We start from the raw sequence: 23,002 nt of genomic DNA, 5'->3' as shown, positions 1-23,002 counted from the left end.
TGCGCGTGCGTTGCTGGTCATGAGGCCCCGAACTTCCGGTCGATGAAGTCGAAGATCTCGTCGTCGGAGGCGGCGTCGAGCTGGTCGGCGACCGTCTCCGGCTCGTCGGCCCCCAGGGCGCCGGTCCAGGTGGAGAGCAGTGTCCTGAGCCGGTTCCCGACGGCGTCCCGGTCGGCTTCGTCGGGCAGGACGGCGAGCAGTCCGCCCTCCGTCGCCGCCGCCAACGCGGCTTCCAGCCGGTCGAGTTCGGCGAGGACGGCCGGGGCTTGCGGGGCCGCGTCCGGGACCAGCCGGACGCGCAGGTACTCCGCCAGGGCGGCGGGAGTGGGGTGGTCGAAGACCAGGGAGGCGGGCAGCCGCAGCCCGGTCGCGACGTCCAGCCGGTTGCGCAGCTCGACGGCGGCGAGCGAGGTGAAGCCCAGCTCCTTGAAGGCCCGGTCGGGGTGGACGGCGGCGGTGCCGCGGTGGCCCAGGACCTCGGCCACCGACTCGCGGGCCAGGGCCAGCAGCAGGCGTTCCCGCTCGGCCGCGGGCGCGGCGGCGATCCGTTCGGCCAGGCCGGCGGTGGGCTCGGCCCCGGCGGCCTGGGCCCCGGTGTGCCCGGCGCCCTCGCCCCGGACGGCCGGCAGCTCGTCGAAGAGCCGGCTCGGCCGCTGCGCGGTGCGCCGGCCGACGAACCGCGGCCAGTCGACGTCGGCGACGGCGAGCACCGCCTGGCCGGGCGGGAGGGCCCGGTCGACGGCGCCGGCCGCCGACTCGGGGGCCATCACCCGCAGCCCGGCCCGCTCCAGCTGCTCCGTGACGTCGCCCTCGGCGGCCATGCCGCAGCCCCAGACGCCCCACACCAGCGAGGTGGCGGGCAGGCCGTCGGCGCGGCGCTGTTCGGCGAGCGCGTCCAGGTAGGCGTTGGCGGCCGCGTAGTTGCTCTGCCCGGGGTTGCCGACGGCGCCGGCGAAGGCGGAGAACAGGACGAAGGCGTCCAGCTCGCGCGAGCGGGTGAGCTCGTCGAGGTGCCGGGCGGCGACCGCCTTGGGGCGCAGCACGGTGGCGAAGCGCTCCGGGGACTGCAGCTCGACGGTGCCGTCGTCGACGACACCGGCGGCGTGCACGACCGCGGTGACGGCGTGCCGGTCCAGCAGGTCGGCCACGGCCGTGCGGTCGGCGAGGTCGCAGGCGGCGAGGGTGACCTGGGCGCCGAGGGCGACGAGGTCGTCCCGCAGCTGCGGGGCGCCCGGGGCGTCGGCGCCCCGGCGGCCGGCCAGCACGAGGTGGGCGGCGCCGCCGCGCGCCAGGTGGCGGGCCACCTCGGCGCCGACGGCGCCGGTGCCGCCGGTGATCAGTACGGTGGCGCCGGCGACCCAGCCGGTGCCGCGCGAACCGGTGGGTTCGGCCGGGCCGGTGGGCGCGGCCGGGGTCAGGCGGCGTCCGTAGAGCCCGCCGGGGCGCACCGCCAGCTGGTCCTCGCCCGAGCCGCCGGTGAGGACGCCGAGCAGGCGGGAGCGGGTGCGGCGGTCCGCCAGGGTGGCGGGCAGGTCGACCAGTCCGCCCCAGCGCAGCGGGTGCTCCAGGGCGGCGACCCGTCCGAAGCCCCAGACCTGGGCCTGCCCGGGGTGGTCCGGTCGGTCGGTCGCGGCGACGGTGACGGCGCCACTGGTGACCGCCCACAGCGGTGCGTGGAGCTGGGCGTCGCCGAGTGCCTGGGTCAGGGCCAGGGTGAGGGCCAGGCCGGTGGAGAGTTCCTCCTGATCCGGGTGGGGCCGCTCGTCGAGGGCGGCGAGCGACAGCACGCCGGTCACCTCGGTCCCGTCGGCGAGGAGTTCGGCCAGGCGCTTGGCCAGGACGGTGCGGTCCGCGTCGCCGGTGTCGAGTTCGAGGGTGAACACGTCGGCGCCGGCCTCGGTGAGGGCGTCGACGGCCCCGGTGACGAGCGCGTGGCCGGCCTGCGGCTCGGGGACGACGAGCAGCCAGCCGCCGGCGGCACCGGCCGGGGCGGGCTCGGGCAGCTGCTGCCAGGTGAAGCGGTGGCACCAGGCGTCGACGGCGGACAGCTCCCGGGTGCGGCGCCGCCAGGAGGAGAGCTCCGGGAGGATCGCGCCGAGCGGCGCCGGGTCGGGCAGCCGCAGGGTCTCCGCGAGGGCGGTCAGGTCCTGGTCCTCGACGGCGGCCCAGAAGCCGGCCTCCCGGGCGGTCCCGGCCGGGTGCCGGTCGTCGGCGGCCGGGGCGGCGGGGGCGGTCGCCGGGTCGGTGTCGAGCCAGTACCAGTCGTGCTGGAAGGCGTAGGTGGGCAGGTCTAGGCGGCGGACGGGCGGGGCGCCGAGCACGGCCGGCCAGTGCGGCGCGTGCCCGTGCACGTGGAGTTCGGCGAGGGCGGACAGCACCGCGCCGGCCTCGTCGCGGTCCCGGCGCAGCGCCGGCACCAGCAGGGCGTCGGTCCGCTCGTCGAGGCAGTCGCGGCCCAGGGCGGTGAGCACGGCGTCGGGGCCGAGTTCGACGAAGGTGGTGACGCCGTCGGCTTCCAGGGTGCGCATGCCGTCGAGGAAGCGGACGGCCTCGCGGACGTGGCGCACCCAGTAGTCGGGCGAGCACAGCTCCTCGGCGGTGGCGACCGCACCGGTGACGTCGGAGACCAGTGTGATCCGCGGCGCCGCGTAGGTCAGACCCTCCGCGACCCGGCGGAAGTCGTCCAGCATGCCGTCCATCAGCGGGGAGTGGAACGCGTGGCTGACGTTCAGCCGCTTGGTCCGGCGGCCCTGCCCGGCGAACCGGCCGGCGACCGCGAGGACGTCGGCTTCGTCGCCGGAGACGACCACGGAGGTCGGGCCGTTGATCGCCGCGATGCTCACGTTCTCGGTGAGCAGCGGCAGGACCTCCTCCTCGGTGGCCTCCACCGCGACCATCGCGCCGCCCTCGGGCAGCGCCTGCATCAGCCGGCCGCGGGCCGCGACCAGGGTGACGGCGTCGTCCAGCGACAGGACGCCCGCGACGTGGGCGGCGGCGAGCTCGCCGATCGAGTGGCCGACCAGGACGTCCGGGCGCAGCCCCCAGCTCTCGAACAGGCGGAACAGCGCCACCTCGACGGCGAACAGCGCCGGCTGGGCGTACTCGGTGCGGTCCAGCAGCTCCGCGTCATCGCCGAACACGGCGTCGCGCAGCGGCAGTTCGACCCGGGCGCAGACCGCGTCGAAGGCGTCCGCGAACACCGGGTGGGCCTCGTACAACTCGCGGCCCATGCCCGGCCGTTGGCTGCCCTGTCCGGTGAACAGGAAGGCGGTGCGGCCGGGTTCGCGCACGGTGCCGATGGCCAGGCCGGCCGCGCCCTCCCGGTCGGCGAGGGCCTCCAGCCCGGCCGCCAGCTCCGTCACGTCGGAGGCCGTCAGCACGGCGCGGTGGCCCAGGGCCGCGCGCTCGCCGGCCAGCGCGGTGGCCAGCGCGGTGAGGTCCGGGTCGGACTCGCGGGAGAGCCAGATCCGCAGGCGGCGGGCCTGGTCGCGCAGGGCCGGTCCCGAGTGGCCGGACAGCACCAGCGGCACCGGCCCGGTCACCGGTGCGACCGGCTGTTCCTCGACGGGCGGCGCGGCCTCCAGGATGACGTGGGCGTTGGTGCCGCCGATGCCGAAGGAGGAGACGCCCGAGCGGCGCGGGCGCCCGGTCTCGGGCCAGGCGCGGGCCTCGGTGACCAGTTCGACGGCGCCGGAGGTCCAGTCGACGTGCGGGGTCGGCTCGTCCACGTGCAGGGTCTTGGGCAGGACGCCCTCCCGCATCGCCATGACCATCTTGATGACGCCCGCGATGCCGGCGGCGGCCTGGGTGTGGCCGAGGTTGGACTTCACCGAACCGAGCCAGAGCGGCTCGCCGGTGCGCTCCTGGCCGTAGGTGGCCAGCAGGGCCTGGGCCTCGATCGGGTCGCCGAGGGTGGTGCCGGTGCCGTGCGCCTCGACGGCGTCGACCTCGTCGGCGGTCAGCCGGGCGGCCGCCAGGGCCTGGCGGATGACGCGCTGCTGGGAAGGACCGTTGGGGGCGGTCAGGCCGTTGCTGGCGCCGTCCTGGTTGACGGCGCTGCCGCGCACGACGGCCAGGACCCGGTGGCCGTTGCGCTCGGCGTCGGAGAGGCGCTCCAGCAGCACCAGGCCGACGCCCTCGCCCCAGCCCGTCCCGTCGGCCGCCGCGGCGAAGGCCTTGCAGCGGCCGTCGGCGGCCAGGCCGCGCTGGCGGCTGAACTCGATGAAGGAACCCGGCTGGGACATCACGGTGGCACCGCCGGCCAGCGCCATCGTGCACTCGCCGTTGCGCAGGGCCTGGGCGGCCAGGTGCAGGGCGACCAGGGAGGCCGAGCAGGCCGTGTCGACGGTGACGGCCGGGCCCTCCAGGCCGAAGGTGTAGGCGATCCGCCCGCAGACCACGGCGGCGGCGCTGCCGGTCAGCAGGTAGCCCTCGACGCCCTGCGGGCCCTCGTGCAGGCGCGGCACGTAGTCCTGGCCGTTGGTGCCGACGAACACGCCCGCCTGGCTGCCCCTGAGTGCGGCCGGGTCGATGCCGGCGCGCTCGAACAGCTCCCAGGAGGTCTCCAGCAGCAGGCGCTGCTGCGGGTCCATCGCGAGCGCCTCACGCGGGGAGACCCCGAAGAAGCCGGCGTCGAACTCGCCCGCCTCGTGCAGGAATCCGCCCTCGCGGGCGTAGCAGGTGCCCTTGCGGTCCGGGTCCGGGTGGTAGAGCGCGTCGAGGTCCCAGCCGCGGTTGGCCGGGAAGCCCGTCATCGCGTCCCGTCCGCCGGCGAGCAGCTCCCACAGCTCCTCGGGGCTGCTGACCCCGCCGGGGAAGCGGCAGCTCATCGCGACGATCGCGATCGGCTCCTCGTCGGCGGCCCGGGTGCTCGCACCCGCCCGTACGGCCACCGGGGCCGCACCGGCCTCCCGGTCGCCGACCAGCAGGCCGAGCAGCAGGGAGGTCAGCGCGGACGGCGTCGGGTGGTCGAACACCAGGGTGGCGGGCAGCGTGAGGCCGGTGACGGCGGCGAGCCGGTTGCGCAGCTCGACGGCGGTCAGCGAGTCGAAGCCCAGCTCGCGGAAGGCGCGCACCGGGTCGACGGCCTCCGGCGAGGCGTGGCCGAGCACCCCGGCGACCTGGCCGCGCACCAGCGTCAGCAGGTGGCGCTCCCGGTCGGCGGCCGGCAGGGCGGCCAACCGCTCGGCCAGGCCCGTCCGGTCCGCGCCGTCCGCCGGCCGGTCGGCGGGGGCCACCGCCCGCTGGACCTCGGGCAGTTCGGCCAGCAGCGGGCTCGGGCGGGTGGCGCAGAAGTTGCGGGCGAAGCGCTCCCACTCCACGTCGGCGATCACGGTGAGCGCGTCCGGCCGTCCCACCGCGGCGGCCATCGCGGCGACGGCGGCCTCCGGCGCCATCGCGACCAGCCCGTCCCGGCGCAGCCGGGCGTCCCGGGCGGCCGAGTCGGCCAGCCCACCGCCGGCCCAGTGGCCCCAGGCGACGGCGGTGGCCGGCAGGCCGGCGGCCCGGCGCTGCTCGGCGAGCGCGTCCAGGTAGGCGTTGGCGGCGGCGTAGTTGGCCTGACCGGGGTTGCCGACGGTGCCGGCGAAGGAGGAGAAGAGGACGAAGGCGTCCAGGTCGAGGTGGGCGGTCAGCTCGTGCAGCCGGCGCGCGGCGGTGAGCTTGGGCCGCAGCACGGCCGCGAACCGCTCGGGCGTCAGCGCGTCCGCCACCCCGTCCTCCAGCACGCCGGCGGTGTGCACGACGGCGGTGAGCGGCTGGTCGGCCGGGACGGTGTCCAGCAGGGCGGCGAGCGCCTCGGCGTCGGCCACGTCGCAGGCCGCGAGGTCGACCGCCACGCCCGACTCGGCGAGCTCGGCGGCCAGTTCGGCCGCTCCGGGCGCCTCCAGGCCCCGACGGCCGGCCAGCACCAGACGCTCGGCACCGTTCGCGGCCAGCCAGCGGGCGACGTGCCCGCCGAGAGCACCGGTGCCGCCGGTGACCAGAACCGTTCCACGCGGCTGCCAGGGCTCGGCGGAGGCCGCGTCGGGGCGCGGACGCACCAGCCGGCGGGCGAACACACCCTCCGGACGCAGCGCCACCTGGTCCTCCCCGGGCGCACCGGCCAGCACACCGGCCAGTCGGGCCGGCGCCCGCCCGTCCGGCGCGGCGGGCAGGTCCACCAGACCGCCCCAGCGGTCCGGGTGCTCCAGGGCGACCACCCGTCCCAGCCCCCAGAGCAGCGCCTGCTCCGGGGCCTCGACGGCATCCGCCCGGCCGACGGTGACGGCGCCCCGGGTGGCCAGCCACAGCGGGGCGGCCAGCTCGGCGTCGCCCAGCGCCTGGACCAGGACGGTGGCCGCGACCACGGCCGCCGGGACGTCCTCCGCGTCCACTGCCGCAGCGGAGGCGAAGGGCAGCGCCAACACGCCTGCCACGTCGGTGCGTTCGGCGACGGCACGCAGCCGCGACGCCAGCGAACCCCGGTCCTCGGCCGCCTGCCACGGCAGGGCGACCACCTCGGCGCCGCACGCGGTGAGCGCCTCCTCGACAGCCCGGGCCAGAACCTCGTCGGCCGTCTCCGGGACGGCGACCAGCCAGGTACCCGCGAGCGTCGCGGCGGCGGGACCGGCCGGAAAGTGGCCGACCGGGCGCCAGGTGATCCGGTAGCGCCAGGCATCCAGCGCCGAACGCTCGCGCTGACGGCGCCGCCACGAGGCCAGTGCGGGCAGCACGGTGCTCAGCGGGGCGTGCGCGTCCAGGGCGAGCGTGGCGGTCAGCTCGTCGAGGCTCTCGCGCTCGACGCTCTCCCAGAAGCCGGCCTCGACGGCGTCGACCACGGCGGCCGGCGCGTCGGCGGCAGCCTCGGGCTCCAGCCAGTAGCGGTCGCGCTGGAAGGCGTAGGTCGGCAGGTCGACGCGGCGGGCGGTGTCCTGGAACCGGGCGGCCCAGTCGACGGTGGCGCCGTTGCTCCAGGCCTCGGCGAGGGCGGTCAGGAACCGCTCCCGGCCGCCGTGGTCACGGCGCAGGGTGCCCTGAACGCTCGCCTCGGCACCGGAGGCGTCGATGGCCTCCTGGATGCCGACGGTCAGCACCGGGTGGGCACTCACCTCGACGAACTGCGAGTGACCCGAGGCCAGAAGGGACTCGACGGTCGCCGCGAACTCCACCGTCTGACGCAGGTTGCGGTACCAGTAGGCGGCGTCCAGCGAAGCGCTGTCGATCAACTCACCGGTGACGGTGGAGTGGAACGGAACCTCCGGAACGCGCGGGGCGACCGGGGCCAGCAGCTCCGCGAGACGGGCCTCGATGCGCTCGACGTGCGCCGAGTGCGAGGCGTAGTCCACCGCGATCCGACGCGCCCGGATCTCCTGCCCGCCGCAGTACTCCATCAGCTCGTCCAGGGCACCGGCGTCACCGGAAACCACGACGGAGCTGGGGCCGTTGACGGCCGCGATCGAGATTCCCTCGCGGCCCTCCAGGAGTTCACGCACCTGCTCGGCGGGCAGCGGGACGGACACCATGCCGCCCAGGCCCGAGAGTTCGATGATCGCCTGGCTGCGCAGCGCCACCACCAGCGCGGCGTCCTCCAGGGAGAGGGCACCGGAGACGGCAGCGGCGGCGATCTCGCCCTGCGAGTGCCCCACCACCGCCGACGGCTCCACACCGTACGAACGCCAGAGCTCGGCCAGCGAGACCATCACGGCGAACAGCACCGGCTGGACCACGTCCACCCGCTCCATCCACCCGCCGTCCTCACCCGAGACGACCTCCAGAAGATCCCAATCCACGTACAGGGACAGCGCCTTGGCGCACTCCTCCATCCGGGAACGGAACACCGGCTCATCCGCCAGCAGCCCCTGGGCCATGCCCAGCCACTGCGAACCCTGCCCCGGGAACACGAACACCGGACGCCCCGAACGCACCCGTCCGGAGACCACGCCCGCGCCCGGCAGGCCGTCCGCCAGCGCGCCCAGGCCCGCCAGCAGCGCCTCCCGGCCCTCACCGACCACCACGGCCCGGTGCTCGAACACCGCCCGCGAGGACACCAGCGAGAAACCGACGTCCGCCGGCCGCTCCTCCGCGACCGCCGCCAGCAGCCGCCGCGCCTGCTCCCGCAGCGCCACCTCACTGCGACCCGACAGCACCCACGGCACCACACCACCGACAGCCGGCGACACCTCATCGGCTGTCGCGGACTCCTCCGCCGGCGCCTGCTCCAGCACCACATGGGCGTTGGTCCCGCTGACCCCGAAGGACGAGACGGCGGCCCGACGCGGGCGCTCGCCCGCCGTCCACTCCCGTGCCTCGGTGAGCAGCTCGACCGCGCCCGCCGACCAGTCCACGAACGGCGAGGGCTCGTCCACGTGCAGGGTCTTGGGCAGGACGCCCGCCCGCATCGCCATGACCATCTTGATCACGCCACCGACACCGGCCGCCGCCTGGGTGTGCCCGATGTTCGACTTCAACGAACCGAGCCACAGCGGGTCCCCGCCACGCTCCTGCCCGTACGTCGCCAGCAGCGCCTGCGCCTCGATCGGGTCACCCAACCGGGTACCCGTCCCGTGCGCCTCCACGACGTCGACCTCACCGGCCGACAGTCGGGCGTTCTCCAGGGCCTGGCGGATGACGCGCTGCTGCGCGGGGCCGTTGGGGGCGGTCAGGCCGTTGCTGGCACCGTCCTGGTTGATCGCGCTGCCGCGCACCACCGCGAGCACCGGGTGCCCGTTGCGCCGGGCGTCCGACAGCTTCTCCACCAGCAGCACGCCCGCGCCCTCGGCCCAGCCGGTGCCGTCGGCGGCGGCCGCGAAGGACTTGCAGCGGCCGTCCGCCGAGAGCCCGCGCTGGCGGCTGAACTCGATGAACGTCGCCGGGGTCGACATGACGGCCACGCCGCCGGCGAGGGCCAGCGAGCACTCGCCCTGCCGCAGTGACTGCACCGCGAGGTGCAGGGCGACCAGGGAGGAGGAGCAGGCGGTGTCGACGGACACGGCCGGTCCCTCAAGGCCGAGGGAGAAGGCGACGCGGCCGGACGCCACGCTGCCGGCACTGCCGTTGCCCAGGTAGCCCTCGACGTCGGCGGGCACCTGCGGCAGGCGCGAGCCGTAGTCGTGGTACATGACGCCGGTGAACACGCCCACCTTGGTGCCGCGCACCGTCGCCGGGTCGATGCCCGCCCGCTCGAAGGCCTCCCAGGAGGTCTCCAGCAGCAGCCGCTGCTGCGGGTCCGTCGCCGACGCCTCGCGCGGGGAGATGCCGAAGAAGCCCGCGTCGAACTCGGTGGCGTCGCGCAGGAATCCGGCTTCCCGCGCGTAGAAGGTGCCGGGGTGGTCCGGGTCCGGGTCGTAGAGCGCGTCGAGGTCCCAGCCGCGGTCGGTGGGGAAGGCGCCGACGGCGTCCGCGCCGTCGGCCACCAGGCGCCACAGGTCCTCGGGCGAGGCGACCCCGCCCGGGTAGCGGCAGGCCATGCCGACGATCGCCACGGGCTCGTTGTCCCGTTCCTCCACCTCGCGCAGCCGCTGCTTGGCCTTCATCAGGTCGTTCGTGGCGCGCTTGAGATAGTCGCGAAGCCGATCCTCAGTGGACATGGCCCATCACCTCCGCCGTATCAGGCCGGGAACTGGTCGTGATCACTTCAGGAAAGCCCGAGCTCGTTGTCGAGGAGGGCGAACATCTCGTCGTCGCTGGCCGCCCCGAGGTCGACCTCGTCGGAACCGCCGCGCTCGTCTCGCCCGCCGCCGGTCCACTCGGCCAGCAGCGACTCCAACCGCGCGGTCACCCGGTCCCGTTCGAGCTCGTCCGGTTCGGCCGTGGACATCGCGAACCGCAGCCGGTCGAGTTCGGCGAGCAGCGAGCGGTCCTCCTCCGGCTCGTCCCGGGGGGCGAGTTCGCGCCGGACGAAGCCGGCCAGGGCCGTGGGTGTCGGGTAGTCGAAGATCAGGGTGGCCGGCATCCGCAGCCCGGTCGCGGCGTTGAGCCGGTTGCGCAGCTCGACCGCGGTCAGCGAGTCGAAGCCGAGCTCCTTGAACGCGCTGCCCCCGTCGACGGCCTCGCGGGAGGCGTGGCCGAGGACGGCGGCGGTCTGCGCCCGGACCAGGTCCAGCACCAGCCCGGCCCGCTCCTCGGCCGGGGCCGCCGCCAGGCGGTCGGCGAAGGACCGGACGTCGGCTGCGCCGTCGGCGGCGGCCGCGGCACGGCGCTCCGGCACCCGGACCAGGCCCCGGAACATCGTCGGCACCTCACCGAGCGCGCGGGCCCTGCCGCGGATCGGGGCGAGTTCCAGCCGGGCCGGGACGTACGCCGCCGCCCCGCCGGCGAGCGCGGCGTCGAACAGGGCGAGCCCGGCCTCCGAGGGCAGGGCCCCCAGGCCGAACCGCTCCATCCGGGCCACGTCGACGCCTTCGAGGTGGCCGGTCATGCCGCTGCGGAGCGCCCAGAATCCCCAGGCCAGCGAGGTGGCGGCCAGACCGTCCGCCTGCCGCCGGTGGGCCAGGGCGTCCAGCAGGGCGTTGGCCGCGGCGTAGCTGCCCTGGCCGCCGTTGCCGAGGGTGGCGGCGACGGAGGAGAAGAGGACGAAGGCGTCCAGGTCGAGGTGGGCGGTCAGCTCGTGCAGGGCCAGCGCCGCGTCGACCTTGGGCCGCAGGACGGCCGCGACCCGCTGCGGCGTGAGCGCGGGGATCACGCCGTCGTCGAGCACACCGGCGGTGTGGACGACGGCGGTGAGCGGGTGGTCGGCCGGGACGGTGTCCAGCAGGGCGGCGAGCGCGGCGCGGTCGGCCGCGTCGCAGGCCACCAGCTCCACCTCGGCGCCCAGCTCCCGGAGCCCGGCCTCCAGCTCGGCCGCGCCCGCCGCCGCCCGGCCGCTGCGGCTGAGCAGCAGCAGGTGGCGGGCGCCGTGCACGGTGACCAGGTGGCGGGCGAGCAGCCCGCCGAGGGCGCCGGTCGCGCCGGTGATCAGGACGGTGCCGTTCGGGTCGAGGCGCGGGACGGCCGCGGCGTGCGCCTCGGCGTCGCCGGCGGGCAGCGCGCGGGCGAGCCGGGGCACGCGGATCTCCCCGGACCGCAGGGCGAGTTGGGCCTCACCGGTGGCCACCGCGGCGGCCAGCAGCAGCCGCGAGCGGTCGGCGTCGTCGAGGTCCACCAGGACGAAGCGGCCGGGGCTCTCCGACTGCGCGGTGCGCAGCAGGCCCCAGACCGGTGCGCGCGAGAGGTCCGACACCGTCTCGCCGGCGCCCGCCGCGATCGCGCCGCGGGTCACCACGACGACGGTGGTCCGCTCGAACTCCCCGTTCGCCAGTACGTGTTGGAGAACGTCCAGCGCCCGCAGCGTGGCACGGTGGGTCTCGTCGGCCAGGTCGTCCCCGCCCTCGCTGCCGGCCGTCATCGGCACGTACAGCGTGGCGGGCACGGCGCGGCCGGCCCCCACCTCGGCGGCGAGCGCCGAAAGATCCGGATAGTGCGCCACGGACAGGCCCGCGGCCTCCAGTGCGCTGCGGACGCCGAGCCCGTCGGCGCCGAGCACGGCACAGCCGGCGGAGGCGGGCTCGGCCGGGGAGCCGGAGGGGAGGACTGACCACTCCACCCGATACAGACTTCCGGCCTCGCCCTCCCCTGCCAGGGGCCTCATCTGACGGAGCATCAGCGACCGGGCGTCGAGCACCGGGGCCCCGGCCGCGTCGGCGACGGCCAGCGACAGTTCCTCGGGCCCGGCCAGGGTCAGCCGCACCCGCAGCACGGACGCGCCGACCGAGTGCAGCCGGACACCGCGCCAGGAGAACGGCAGCCGGCCCGGGCCGTCGTCCTGGATCAGCACCGCGAACCCGGCGGCGTGCAGGGCCGCGTCGAGCAGCGCGGGGTGCAGCCCGAACCCGCCCGCCTCGGACTGCTGTTCCGACGCGAGGGCGACCTCGGCGAAGACCTCGTCCCCGCGCTGCCAGGCGGCCCGCAGGCCCCGGAACGCCGGACCGTAGGTGAACCCGGCGGCGTCCAGCCGCTGGTAGAGGGCGTCCACGTCGATCGCGACGCCGTCGCGGGGCGGCCACTCGGCCTCCGCGAAGCCGGCCGCGGCCTCGCGGGCCCGACCGAGAGTGCCGGTCGCGTGGCGGGTCCACGGCTCGTCCGTGCCCTGCGCGTCGTCGGGGCGGGAGTAGACCTCCACCTCGCGGCGGCCGTCGGCGTCGGGCGAACCGACCACCACCTGCACCGCCACGCCACCCTGGACGGGCAGCACCAGCGGCGCCTCCAGGGTCAGCTCCTCCAGCACGTCACAACCGGCCTGGTCACCCGCGCGAACGGCCAGCTCGACGAAGGCGGTGCCGGGCAGGATCACCGTGCCGGCCACCGCGTGGTCGGCCAGCCACGGGTGCGTCTGCACCGACAGGCGACCGGTGAAGACGTGCCCATCCCGGTCGGCCAGCGCCACCGCCGCACCCAGCAGCGGATGGTCGGCGGCGGCCAGGCCCGCTTCGCTCACGGCTCCGGCGCCCGGCTTGGCGGGGGCGAGCCAGTAGCGGTCGCGCTGGAAGGCGTAGGTGGGCAGGTCGATGCGGCTTGCGGCCTGGAACAGCGGGGCCCAGTCGACGGTGGCGCCGTTGGACCAAGCCTCGGCGAGGGCGGCCAGGAAACGCTCCCGGCCGCCGTGGTCACGGCGCAGGGTGCCCTGGACGGCGGCCTCGGCGTTGGCGGCGTCGATGGACTCCTGGATGCCGACGGTCAGCACCGGGTGGGCACTGACCTCGACGAACTGCGAGTGGCCGGAGGCGAGGAGGGACTCCACCGTGTTGGCGAACTCGACCGTCTGGCGGAGGTTGCGGTACCAGTACGCGCCGTCCAGCGAAGCACTGTCGATCAGTTCACCGGTCACGGTGGAGTGGAACGGGACCTCCGGCACGCGCGGGGCGACCGGGGCCAGCAGCTCCGCGAGACGGGCCTCGATGCGCTCGACGTGCGCCGAGTGCGAGGCGTAGTCCACCGCGATCCGACGAGCCCGGATCTCCTGCCCGGTGCAGTACTCCATCAGCTCGTCCAGGGCGTCCGCATCGCCGGAAACGACCACCGAGCTGGGGCCGTTGACCGCCGCGATCGAGATTCCCTCCCGACCGGACAGCAGCTCGCGGACACTCTCCACGGGCAGCGGGACGGACACCATGCCACCCAGGCCCGACAGCTCGATGATCGCCTGGCTGCGCAGCGCCACCACCAGGGCGGCGTCTTCCAGCGACAGGGCACCGGAGACGGCAGCGGCGGCAATCTCGCCCTGCGAGTGCCCCACCACCGCCGACGGCTCCACACCGTTCGCACGCCAGAGAGCAGCCAGGGAGACCATCACGGCGAACAGCACCGGCTGGACCACGTCCACCCGCTCCATCCACCCGCCGTCCTCACCCGCGACGACCTCCAGCAGATCCCAATCCACATGCGGAGCAAGCGCCTTGGCGCACTCCTCCATCCGGGAACGGAACACCGGCTCATCCGCCAGCAACCCCTGCGCCATGCCCAGCCACTGCGAACCCTGCCCCGGGAACACGAACACCGGACGCCCCGAACGCACCCGCCCGGACACCGCACCGGCGGCGGCCTCGCCCCGGGCGACGGCGTCGAGCGCCGTCAGCAGCTCGTCCCGCCCGTCGCCGATCACCACGGCCCGGTGCTCGAACGCGGTCCGGGTGGCGGCGAGGGAGTACCCGATGTCGGCCGGGTCGGCCTCCGTCGTGGACATCCGCCCGCGGAGCCGCCGCGCCTGCTCCCGCAGCGCGGCCTCACTCCGGGCCGACAGCATCCACGGCACCACGCCGTCGGCCGTCGGCGCCGCGGAAGCCTCGGACTCCGGCGCCTGCTCCAGCACCACATGGGCGTTGGTCCCGCTGACCCCGAAGGAGGACACGGCGGCCCGACGGGGCCGTCCGCCCGCCGGCCAGCCCCGTACCTCGGTGAGCAGCTCGACCGCGCCCGCCGACCAGTCCACGAACGGCGAGGGCTCGTCCACGTGCAGGGTCTTGGGCAGGACGCCCGCCCGCATCGCCATGACCATCTTGATCACGCCACCGACACCGGCCGCCGCCTGGGTGTGCCCGATGTTCGACTTCAACGAACCGAGCCACAGCGGGTCCCCGCCACGCTCCTGCCCGTACGTCGCCAGCAGCGCCTGCGCCTCGATCGGGTCACCCAACCGGGTACCCGTCCCGTGCGCCTCCACCGCGTCCACGTCGCCCGTCGTCAGCCCGGCGTCGGCCAGCGCCGCGCGGATCACCCGCTGCTGCGACGGCCCGTTGGGGGCGGTCAGCCCGTTGCTGGCACCGTCCTGGTTGACGGCGCTGCCGCGCACCACCGCGAGCACCGGGTGCCCGAGGCGCTCGGCGTCCGACAGACGCTGCAGTACGAGCATGCCCGCGCCCTCGCCCCAGCCCGTGCCGTCCGCCGCGGCCGCGAACGGCTTGCAGCGGCCGTCCTCGGAGAGCCCGCGCTGGCGGCTGAACTCCACGAACATGCCCGGGGTGGACATCACCGCCACGCCGCCGGCCAGCGCCCTGCCGCACTCGCCGCGTTGCAGCGCCCGGACGGCCAGGTGGAGGGCGACGAGCGAGGAGGAGCACGCGGTGTCCACGGTGACCGCGGGGCCCTCAAGCCCGAGGGTGTAGGAGATGCGGCCCGACATCACGCTCGCCGTGGTGCCGGTCAGCAGGTATCCGTCGAGGCCGTCGGCGCCCTCGTGCAGCCGCGGCCCGTAGTCGTGCGACATCGCGCCGACGTAGACGCCGGTCCGGCTGCCCCGGAGCGTCGCCGGGTCGATGCCGGCGCGCTCGCAGGCCTCCCAGGAGGTCTCCAGCAGCAGCCGCTGCTGCGGGTCCATCGCGAGGGCCTCACGCGGCGAGATCCCGAAGAACCCGGCGTCGAACTCGCCGACGCCGTCCAGGAATCCGCCCTGGCGGGTGTAGGAGGTGCCGGGGTTGGCCGGATCGGGGTCGTAGAGCGAGGCGAGGTCCCAGCCGCGGTCGGCCGGGAAGCCGCCGACGGCGTCCGCGCCGTCCGTCACCAGGCGCCACAGGTCCTCGGGCGAGGCGACCCCGCCCGGGTAGCGGCAGGCCATGCCGACGATCGCGATCGGCTCCGGTCCGCCGGCCGGGGTCTCCTCGGCCGCCGTCCCCTCCGTGGTGCCGAGGAGCCGGTCCACCAGCTCACGCGCCAGGACGGCGGGCCGCGGGTAGTCGAAGAGCAGGCTGGCGGGCAGGTCGAGTCCGGTGGCGGCGGCCAGCCGGGTGCGCAGCTCCACGGCGGTCAGCGAGTCGAAGCCGAGCTGCTTGAAGGACGCGGTGACGTCGACCGACCCGGCGCCCGGGTAGTCGAGCACCACGGCCACCTGGCGCTGCACCAACTCGGCCAGCAGCCGCTCGCGTTCGGACTCGGAGGCGCCCGCAACACGGTCCCGCCAGATGCTCAGGCGGTCCTCCGCGCCCGCCGTCTCCTGCCGGTCCTCCGCCGGCCCGGCGGGACCGGGCGCCCCCGGAACGGCCTGGCCGAGCGCGCCCGGAGCGGCCTGCGCCCCGGACAGCCAGTAGCTCTCCCGCTGGAAGGCGTACGTCGGCAGCGGCACCCGGCGGCCGCCGCCGAGGGCCGCCCAGTCCACCGGAGCCCCGTTGACGTACGCGGTCGCCGCGGCGCCCATCGCCGTGCGGAGCTCGTCCCGCCCCTCCCGCAGAGAGGGCGCGAACACGCCGCCCGCGCCGGTCAGGCAGTCCGGGCCGGCGGCGGACAGCACGCCATCGGGGCCCAACTCCAGGTAGGCGGTGGCGCCCTGGGCCTCCAGGGTGCGCATCGCGTCGAGGAAGCGCACGGACTGGCGGACGTTCCGCACCCAGTACTCGGGCGAGCACAGCTCCTCGGCCGCCACGACCGTTCCCGTCACGGTGGACACCACCGGGATCCGCGGCGCGGTGTACGTCAGCCCCTGGGCGACCCGGCGGTACTCCTCCAACATCCCGTCCACCAGCGGCGAGTGGGACGAGAACGGGATGTTGAGCCGCTTCCACTTCTCGAACTTCCCGGCGACGGCCAGGGCTTCGGACTCGTCGCCGGAAATCACCACCGACGTCGGGCCGTTGATCACGGCGACGCTGACGTTGTCGGTCAGCAGCGGCAGGACGTCCGCCTCGGCGGCCTTGACCGCCACCATCGCGCCGCCCGCCGCCAGCTCCTCGGTCAGCCGTCCGCGCGCCGCCGCCAGGGTGGTGGCGTCGTCCAGCGACAGCACACCCGCGACGTGCGCGGCCGCCAGCTCGCCGAGCGAGTGCCCGGCCAGGAAGTCCGGCCGCACGCCCCAGCTCTCGTACAGCCGGAACAGCGCCACCTGGAGCGCGAACAGCGCGGGCTGCCCGTACTCGGTCCGCCCCAGCAGCTCCGCGTCCGACCCGAACACCGCTTCGCGCAGCGGCAGTTCGACCCGCGCGCAGACCGCGTCGAAGGCGTCCGCGAACACCGGGAAGGCCTCGTACAGCTCCCGGCCCATGCCGAGCCGCTGGTCTCCCTGTCCGGTGAACAGGAACGCCAGCTTCCCGGCCTCGGCCGCGCCCCGGACGACCCCGCCGGCCTCCTCGCCGGCGGCCACCGCCGCCAGTCCGGCCAGCAGCCCGGTCCGGTCGGCGCCCACCACGACGGCGCGGTGGCGCAGCGCCGCCCGCCCGACCGCGAGGGTGTGCGCGACGTCGGCCGGGTCGAGGTCCGGGTGCTCCGCCAGGTGGGTGTGCAGGCGTCGCGCCTGGGCCCGAAGGCCCGGTTCGCCGTGTCCGTGCACCGGCCAGGCGAGCTGCCGCCCGGCCGGCGCGGGGTGCTCGCCGCCCGGGGTGGTCGGCCGGGGCGCCTCGGACAGTGCCAGGTGGCAGTTGGTGCCACCCACGCCGAAGGAGCTCACGCCGGCCAGCAGCGGGCGGTCGGCCTCGGGCCACGGGCCGGTGTGCCGCCGCACGCTCAGGCCGAGGGCGGCCAGGTCGAGGGTCGGGTTGGGGGTGTCGTGGTTGAGGCCGGCGGCCAGTTCCCGGTGGTGGATGCCGAGGACGGCCTTGAGCAGGCCGACGGCTCCGGCGGCGCCCTCCAGGTGTCCGACGTTGGTCTTGGCCGAGCCGACCTGCAGCGGCCGGTCGACGCGCCCGGCGGCCAGGGCCGCGCCGAGCGCGGTGGCCTCGACGGGGTCGCCGACGCTGGTGCCGGTGCCGTGGAGTTCGACGTACTGGACGCCGTCGGTGGGGATCCCCGCCCGCCGCCAGGCCAGTTCGACGACCTCGCGCTGCGAGGCCGGGTCGGGCGTGGTCAGCCCGGGCGTGGCGCCGTCGTTGTTGACGGCGCCGCCGCGGATGACGGCGTAGACGCGGTCGCCGTCGGCCAGCGCGCGGTCGAGCGGCTTGAGCACGACCAGGGCGCCGCCCTCGCCGCGGACGTAGCCGTTGGCGCGGGCGTCGAGGGTGAAGCAGCGGCCGTCCGGGGAGAGCCCGCCGAAGCCCTCGGCCACCAGGGCCGTCTCGGGCACCAGGTTGAGCTGTACGCCGCCGGCCAGCGCGAGTTCGCTCTCGCCCCGGCGCAGGCTCTCCGCGGCCAGGTGTACGGCCACCAGCGAGGAGGACTGGCCGGTGTCGACGCACAGGCTGGGGCCCCGCAGGCCGAGGGTGTAGGACAGCCGGTTGGCCATGATGGAGCGCTGCGAGCCGGTCAGGGTGTGCCGGCCGATGGCGTCCGGGCCGAGGCGGTCGGCGAGCAGCGCGTAGTCGGCGTTCATGGTGCCGAGGAAGACGCCGGTGGCCGTGCCGGACAGCCGGTCGGGGGCGGTCCCGGCGTCCTCCAGGGCCTCCCAGCCGAGTTCCAGGGCGAGCCGCTGCTGCGGGTCCATGGCGGCGGCCTCGCGCGGCGAGACGCCGAACAGGCCGGCGTCGAAGAGGTCGACCCGGTCCAGGAACGCTCCGTGCCGGGCGGCGTGCTCGCCGAGGTCGCGGCCCCAGCGCTCGACCGTCGCCTCGGCGACGGCGCTGCGGCCCTCCCTCAGCAGCGCCCAGAACGCGTCGGGTCCGTCCGCCCCGGGGAGCCGGCAGGCCACCCCGACGACGGCGACGGCATCCTCCACCGGCGCACCCGTTTCACCGGTCGCCGGACCGCCGGCCGGGCGAGCCCCGCGGCCGGGTACCACGCGACTCACACCTGCTGCGGTTGTCATCGCGCCGGACCTCCTGGTTCGGTGAAGGATTGCGGCGCCCGCGGGCCACCGGTTCGACCGCCGGCCGGCCCCGAGCCCCGGCACACGCGATCACCGGCACGCTACGGCCGCCCCGAATCCGCACCAACCCCTAGCAGTCCCCCTACGTCCCCCACCCCGACCGCGACCCCGACCGCCCGCGCCCCCAGCCGCGGCCCCGCCCCCGGGGGCCCTCGCCCGGCGCGGCGCGGGCCGCTCCGCGAACCCGGCGGGGACCGGTGCGGCCCGCCGTCGACCCCTGCTCGCCCCGCCCACCCCGCGGATCGGCCTGCGGCGCCGCACCGTCCCCGGTAAGGTCCGGCGGGGCGCCGGTAAAGTCCGGGCGTCGTCTCCCGGCGCTCCACGGCCTCGGGTCAATCGCTGGTCAAGCCCGTCGCCGGTCCTGCCGACGAGTGCCACCGGGCAATCCGTCTCGATCCGACCGTCCATCAACTAATGTCAGGTGAACGCTTTTTGTGTAAACCCGGGAGCCGCCTCGACGCCATCCCCACCGCGCGCGGCCGGGATTGAACACCCGTCGAATCAGCCGAACGAAGCAACCGAAGCCGCCCACTTCTCCCACCGAATGGCCAAAAACCATCGGACGGTCGACAGTTCACGTCGGCATGTGACCGTCGCCGCAGTCGGCGAACGTTGAAAGATGGGGGGCAATCCGTCTACCGTGATCCACGTGGTCGAAGACGCGCCGTACCCGCAGCAGCCCGCCCAATCCCCGACGGCAGCGGAGAGGGGCGAGCGGCTCCGCCGAATCTCCCCCACCCGTACGCTGGAATTCGGCGATCACCGGCTGACGTACCTTCCGGACGGATTCGTCCAGTTGATTCCGCGCGCCTGGTTCCCCGAGACCGGCGGCGGCGACTGGCAACGACACTCCGACCACCTCGACCAGGGCGGCTACCTGGTCGCGTCCGTCGGCAGCCTGCTGGTCGAGCACCGGGGCCGGGCACTGCTGATCGACACCGGCTACGGGCCGCGCCGCACGTCACCGGCCGACAGCTACCCCTTCCTCGGTGCGGAGGAGGGCGGGCGGCTGCCGGCGGGCCTGGCCGCACACGGCCTGGCACCCGAGGCCGTCGACACCGTGGCCTTCACCCATCTCCACGAGGACCACGTGGGCTGGGCCTTCGCCCCGAACTCCAACGGATCGGGGCTGCTCTTCGGCTCCGCCCGGTTCGTCACCTCGTTGACGGAGTGGCGCGGCTGGCACGGCGCGCCGTCCGCCGCCGCCGCGCGGCACCTCCAGGAGAACGCGGTCGGCGCGACGGACGGCCAGGAGATCTTCCCGGGCGTCACGGCCTGGAACACCCCCGGCCACACGCTCGGCCACACCTCGTACATCATCTCGTCCGGCGGGCGGCGGCTCGTCGTCATCGGTGACGCCCTGCACAGTGCCGTGCAGGTGGAGCGGCCGGAGTGGCGGGTGCTGGTGGACTCCGCCCGGGACGTCTCGGTGGACTCCCGGCTGCGGATCCTCCGGGAGCTGTCCACCCCGGACACGCTGGGCTTCGGCGGTCACTTCGCCGACGTCCTGTTCGGCCGGGTGGTCACGGACGGTTCGCGCCGACACTGGGAGGCGCTCGACCTCGAGGGGTGACGGCTACGGAATGCCATCACGACACCACTCTCTGGAAGCACCCATCCCCCCAGATGTGGTTCGCCCACGATCCAGCCGGACGCCCCCGGTTCGCCGTTGCCCTTATCCGTAACATCCAGTTGACAGACAGCGACGTCATTGTGCATATGATCGACGCTGCATGGACGGTCGTGACCGGGCCACTGGGAACGTCGGCCATGGATGAATGGGGGGAAACAGAGTGGTTGCCAAAGTATTGACACCCGATCCCTGCGGGCTGGAGAAGGTCGTCGATTCGGCCATCGCGGCCTACGCGGAGGCGCTGCGCTCCGCGGGCAGTCTCCTGGTCCTCGAGGAGACGGTGTGGCCGGAGTGCGAGCAGCAGGCCCGCGAGATCATGGCCGACTGCATCAGAGCCATCCACGGCCCCCGTGCCGAACTCCCCGAGCAATTCGACGCGGAGTTCTCCTCGTTGGAGCTCGGCGCCCGTCGGGCGCTCCAGCACATCCCCGCCATGGAGTCACTCCGGGCCGCCCAGATCCTCACCGACATCGTCCTCGACGCACTACCGGACATGATGGCCTGCCTGCCGGACGACGTGGCACTCGTCCGGATGCGGCGTGCGGTGAGAGCCCTGCACCAGAGCGTCCACAGCCGGGTGCAGGCGGCGCTGATCGGCTACGACGCCTTCCTGATGCGCGGGGTCAACCGGATCAACTCCGCCGAACGGGCCCGGCTCGCCCGCGAGATCCACGACCGGATCGGCAGCAGCCTCGGCCTGGCCATGCGCCTGCTCGAACTCCACGAGGCCGAGGCCGAGGCCGGCGATCCCGGACCGGGTTCCGCCCGGATCGAGGAGGCCAAGACCGCGCTCCAGGACACCTTCGGGTTCGTCCGGGAGCTGGTGAACGGCCTGCGCGCACCGCGCAGCCGCACCAGCTTCCACAAGCGGCTGCTCGACTACGTCGAACTGTCCTGCCCGGCCGACACCGTGGTGGACATCCACGTCGAGGGCGGCACCACGGAGATGACCGCGCTCCAACACGACGAGGTCTTCCTGATCATCCGGGAGTGCCTGCGCAACGCCTACCAGCACTCGGGTGCCACCAGCATCCAGGTCGAGGTGAACCTCGGCGACGGCGTGCTCGAGACCCGGGTCACCGACAACGGCAAGGGCATCGACCTCTCCGCGTCCAAGTTCCAGAGCGGCAACGGCATGGTCTCCATGCGCGAGCGGACCACCGCCATGGGCGGCACCCTGTCGGTCGCCAACATCAACGGAAGGGGCACCCGGATCCAGTTCCGAATACCGTTGGCGGCAGTCGACTGCTCCGGTGAATACGTCTCATGAGCGACTCCCAGGTCCGCGTCCTCGCGGCCGACGACCACGTCCTGCTCCGCACCGCCCTGTGCAACCTGCTGACCAGGGAGCCCGACATCACCGTGGTCGGCGAGGCGGGCGACGGCCCGATGGCCGTCCACCAGGCGGTCCAACTGCAGCCGGACGTCATCCTGCTCGACCTGGAGATGCCCGGGCCGGGCCCGATCGAGACCGTACGGCAGCTCAAGACCGCCGTCCCGGACTCCCGCATCGTCGTCCTGACCATGCACGACGACGACGAGCTCGTCCACTCCCTGCTCTCCGAGGGAGCCTTCGGCTACCTCCACAAGTCGGCCACCCGGGAGGTGCTGCTCGCCGCGGTGCGCAGCGCCGTCGCCGGGGGCACCATCCTGTTCACCCCGCAGCGGCCCACCGCCCGACCGCCGCGCCCGGCCGACCGGCCCGAGCCGCAGAACGTCCTCACCTCGCGCGAGCTGGAGGTGCTCACCTGCGTGGCCGAGGCCATGAGCAACCGGCAGATCGGGCGCCGGCTCGGCATCACCGAGGGCACGGTCAAGCGGCACCTGCGGAACATCTTCACCAAGCTGGAAGCGACCACCCGGCTCGACGCCGTCAACAAGGCCCAGTCCGCGCGACTGATCGGTCGGTGAGCAGCGGATCGCGATCACTTCCCGACGAGCAGACCGAGGGCCAGGCCCGCGTTCGCCACGTACTGGGTGACCATGAACGCCCGGTACGGGCCGCGGGCCTGCGCCTTGTCCGGCCACAGGCAGCGCACCGCGACCCAGCCGGCCCCGGAGGCCAGCGGCACCGCGCCCGCCAGCAGCAGTTCGGTGCGGAGTCCGAGCAGCAGCCCGGCCGTCCCCAGGACGATGGCCGAGACCGCGGCGAACAGCCTGGCCGTCCGCTCGCCGTACACCACCGCGATGGTGCGGCGGCCCGCCTCCCGGTCGCCGGCGATGTCGCCGAGGTCCTTGGTGACGGCGCCCACGAAGCCCATCCACAGGGCCAGCAGCCCGCAGAACAGCAGGGCCCCCTCCGAGATCCCGCCGCCGCCGGCGGAGACCGCGCCGGCCAGGTAGCTGGAGGCCCCCATCGCGATCACCGCGGCGGCACTGGTCGCGGTGCGCCGCTTGGCGGCCAGTGGCGGCACCGAGTAGGCGTAGCCCAGGAAGAGGGAGAGCACGATGAACCAGAACTCTCCCGGCACGAACACCGACAGCACCAGGGCGGCGCCGGACAGGAACCGCACCCCGGCGGCCGCCGTCCGCAGGCGCAGGGCGCCGCGGGCGATCGGGCGCCGCGAGCCGTTCGCCCGGTCCTCGGCGATGTCCATCACGCCGTTCAGCAGGTAGGCCGCCATGACCGCGCAGGTCATGGCCAGCCCGCCGAGCAGCACCCCGCCGACCGACCAGTCGTCGCCGACGACCGCCCCGCAGACGGCGCCCACCAGGAACCGCATCAGGAAGACGATCTGCACCACCGGTCGGGACTCGACCAGGCAGTACCGGGCCGCCGACAGGGGTGATCGAGTGGGGGGAGCCGCCGTGAGCGGTCCCTCGGTCATGACACCAACCCCGGCGTCGTGGGGGTGAGGGCTCGGGGCCGAGACCTCACCCGTGCCGGTCACCGGCTCGCACGTCCTGGTCGCTTGTCTCATCAGGAAGCCTGCACCGTCCAGGTGTCGTTGCCGGCGAGGAGTGTGGCCAGGTCGCCGGGGCCGCGTTGGGTGGTGGCGGTGGCCAGCTGCTCGGCCATCAACTCGTCGTAGACCGGCCGCCGGACACTGCGCAGGACACCGATCGGGGTGTGGTGGAGGGTGTCCGCGTCCGCGATCCTGGAGAGCGCGAACGCGCCGGCCGGGTTCGCGGCGTGC

General features: G+C 74.9%; 6 protein-coding genes and 1 pseudogene. 3 read left to right on the top strand and 4 right to left on the bottom strand.

Going from position 1 to position 23,002, the window contains the following annotated elements:
• Positions 1-17: 17 nt before the first annotated feature.
• Both ACGF0D_RS00035 and ACGF0D_RS00030 read right to left on the bottom strand, forming a co-directional pair.
• Complete coding sequence (locus ACGF0D_RS00035) at positions 18-9,566, bottom strand: type I polyketide synthase (RefSeq protein WP_392913156.1); 9,549 nt, start codon at positions 9,564-9,566, stop codon at positions 18-20.
• 47 nt (positions 9,567-9,613) lie between these two features.
• Positions 9,614-18,172, bottom strand: coding sequence for a type I polyketide synthase (locus ACGF0D_RS00030; protein WP_392913154.1), 8,559 nt, complete (start codon positions 18,170-18,172; stop codon positions 9,614-9,616).
• Between the two features lie 709 nt (positions 18,173-18,881).
• Between ACGF0D_RS00030 and ACGF0D_RS00025 the strand changes: the two genes are divergently transcribed.
• The 3 genes from ACGF0D_RS00025 to ACGF0D_RS00015 all read left to right on the top strand — a co-directional run bounded on the left by ACGF0D_RS00025 (position 18,882) and on the right by ACGF0D_RS00015 (position 21,776).
• The gene (locus ACGF0D_RS00025; RefSeq protein WP_392913152.1) at positions 18,882-19,805 is read left to right on the top strand and encodes an MBL fold metallo-hydrolase; all 924 of its coding nucleotides are present in this window, start codon (positions 18,882-18,884) and stop codon (positions 19,803-19,805) included.
• Positions 19,806-20,040: 235 nt separating this feature from the next.
• On the top strand, positions 20,041-21,135 hold the full coding sequence (locus ACGF0D_RS00020) for a sensor histidine kinase (protein WP_392913150.1): 1,095 nt from the start codon (positions 20,041-20,043) through the stop codon (positions 21,133-21,135).
• Positions 21,132-21,776, top strand: a complete 645-nt coding sequence (locus ACGF0D_RS00015) for a response regulator (protein ID WP_392872734.1) — start codon at positions 21,132-21,134, stop codon at positions 21,774-21,776. The genes ACGF0D_RS00020 and ACGF0D_RS00015 overlap by 4 nt, the downstream gene beginning before the upstream one ends.
• 14 nt (positions 21,777-21,790) lie before the next feature.
• Here the strand turns inward: ACGF0D_RS00015 and ACGF0D_RS00010 are convergent, their stop codons facing one another.
• Together ACGF0D_RS00010 and ACGF0D_RS00005 are read right to left on the bottom strand one after the other, a co-directional pair.
• A complete protein-coding gene (locus tag ACGF0D_RS00010) occupies positions 21,791-22,693 on the bottom strand; it encodes a UbiA prenyltransferase family protein (protein WP_392913148.1) in 903 nt (300 codons plus the stop codon).
• A gap of 92 nt (positions 22,694-22,785) precedes the next feature.
• A pseudogene (locus ACGF0D_RS00005) lies at positions 22,786-23,002 on the bottom strand (2-oxoacid:ferredoxin oxidoreductase subunit beta); the annotation flags it as partial.

The organism is Kitasatospora sp. NPDC048298 (assembly GCF_043201465.1).
Classification (GTDB): domain Bacteria; phylum Actinomycetota; class Actinomycetes; order Streptomycetales; family Streptomycetaceae; genus Kitasatospora.
The sequence above is the reverse complement of the archived record's forward strand: the minus strand, read 5'-3'. Positions and strand labels throughout refer to the sequence as shown.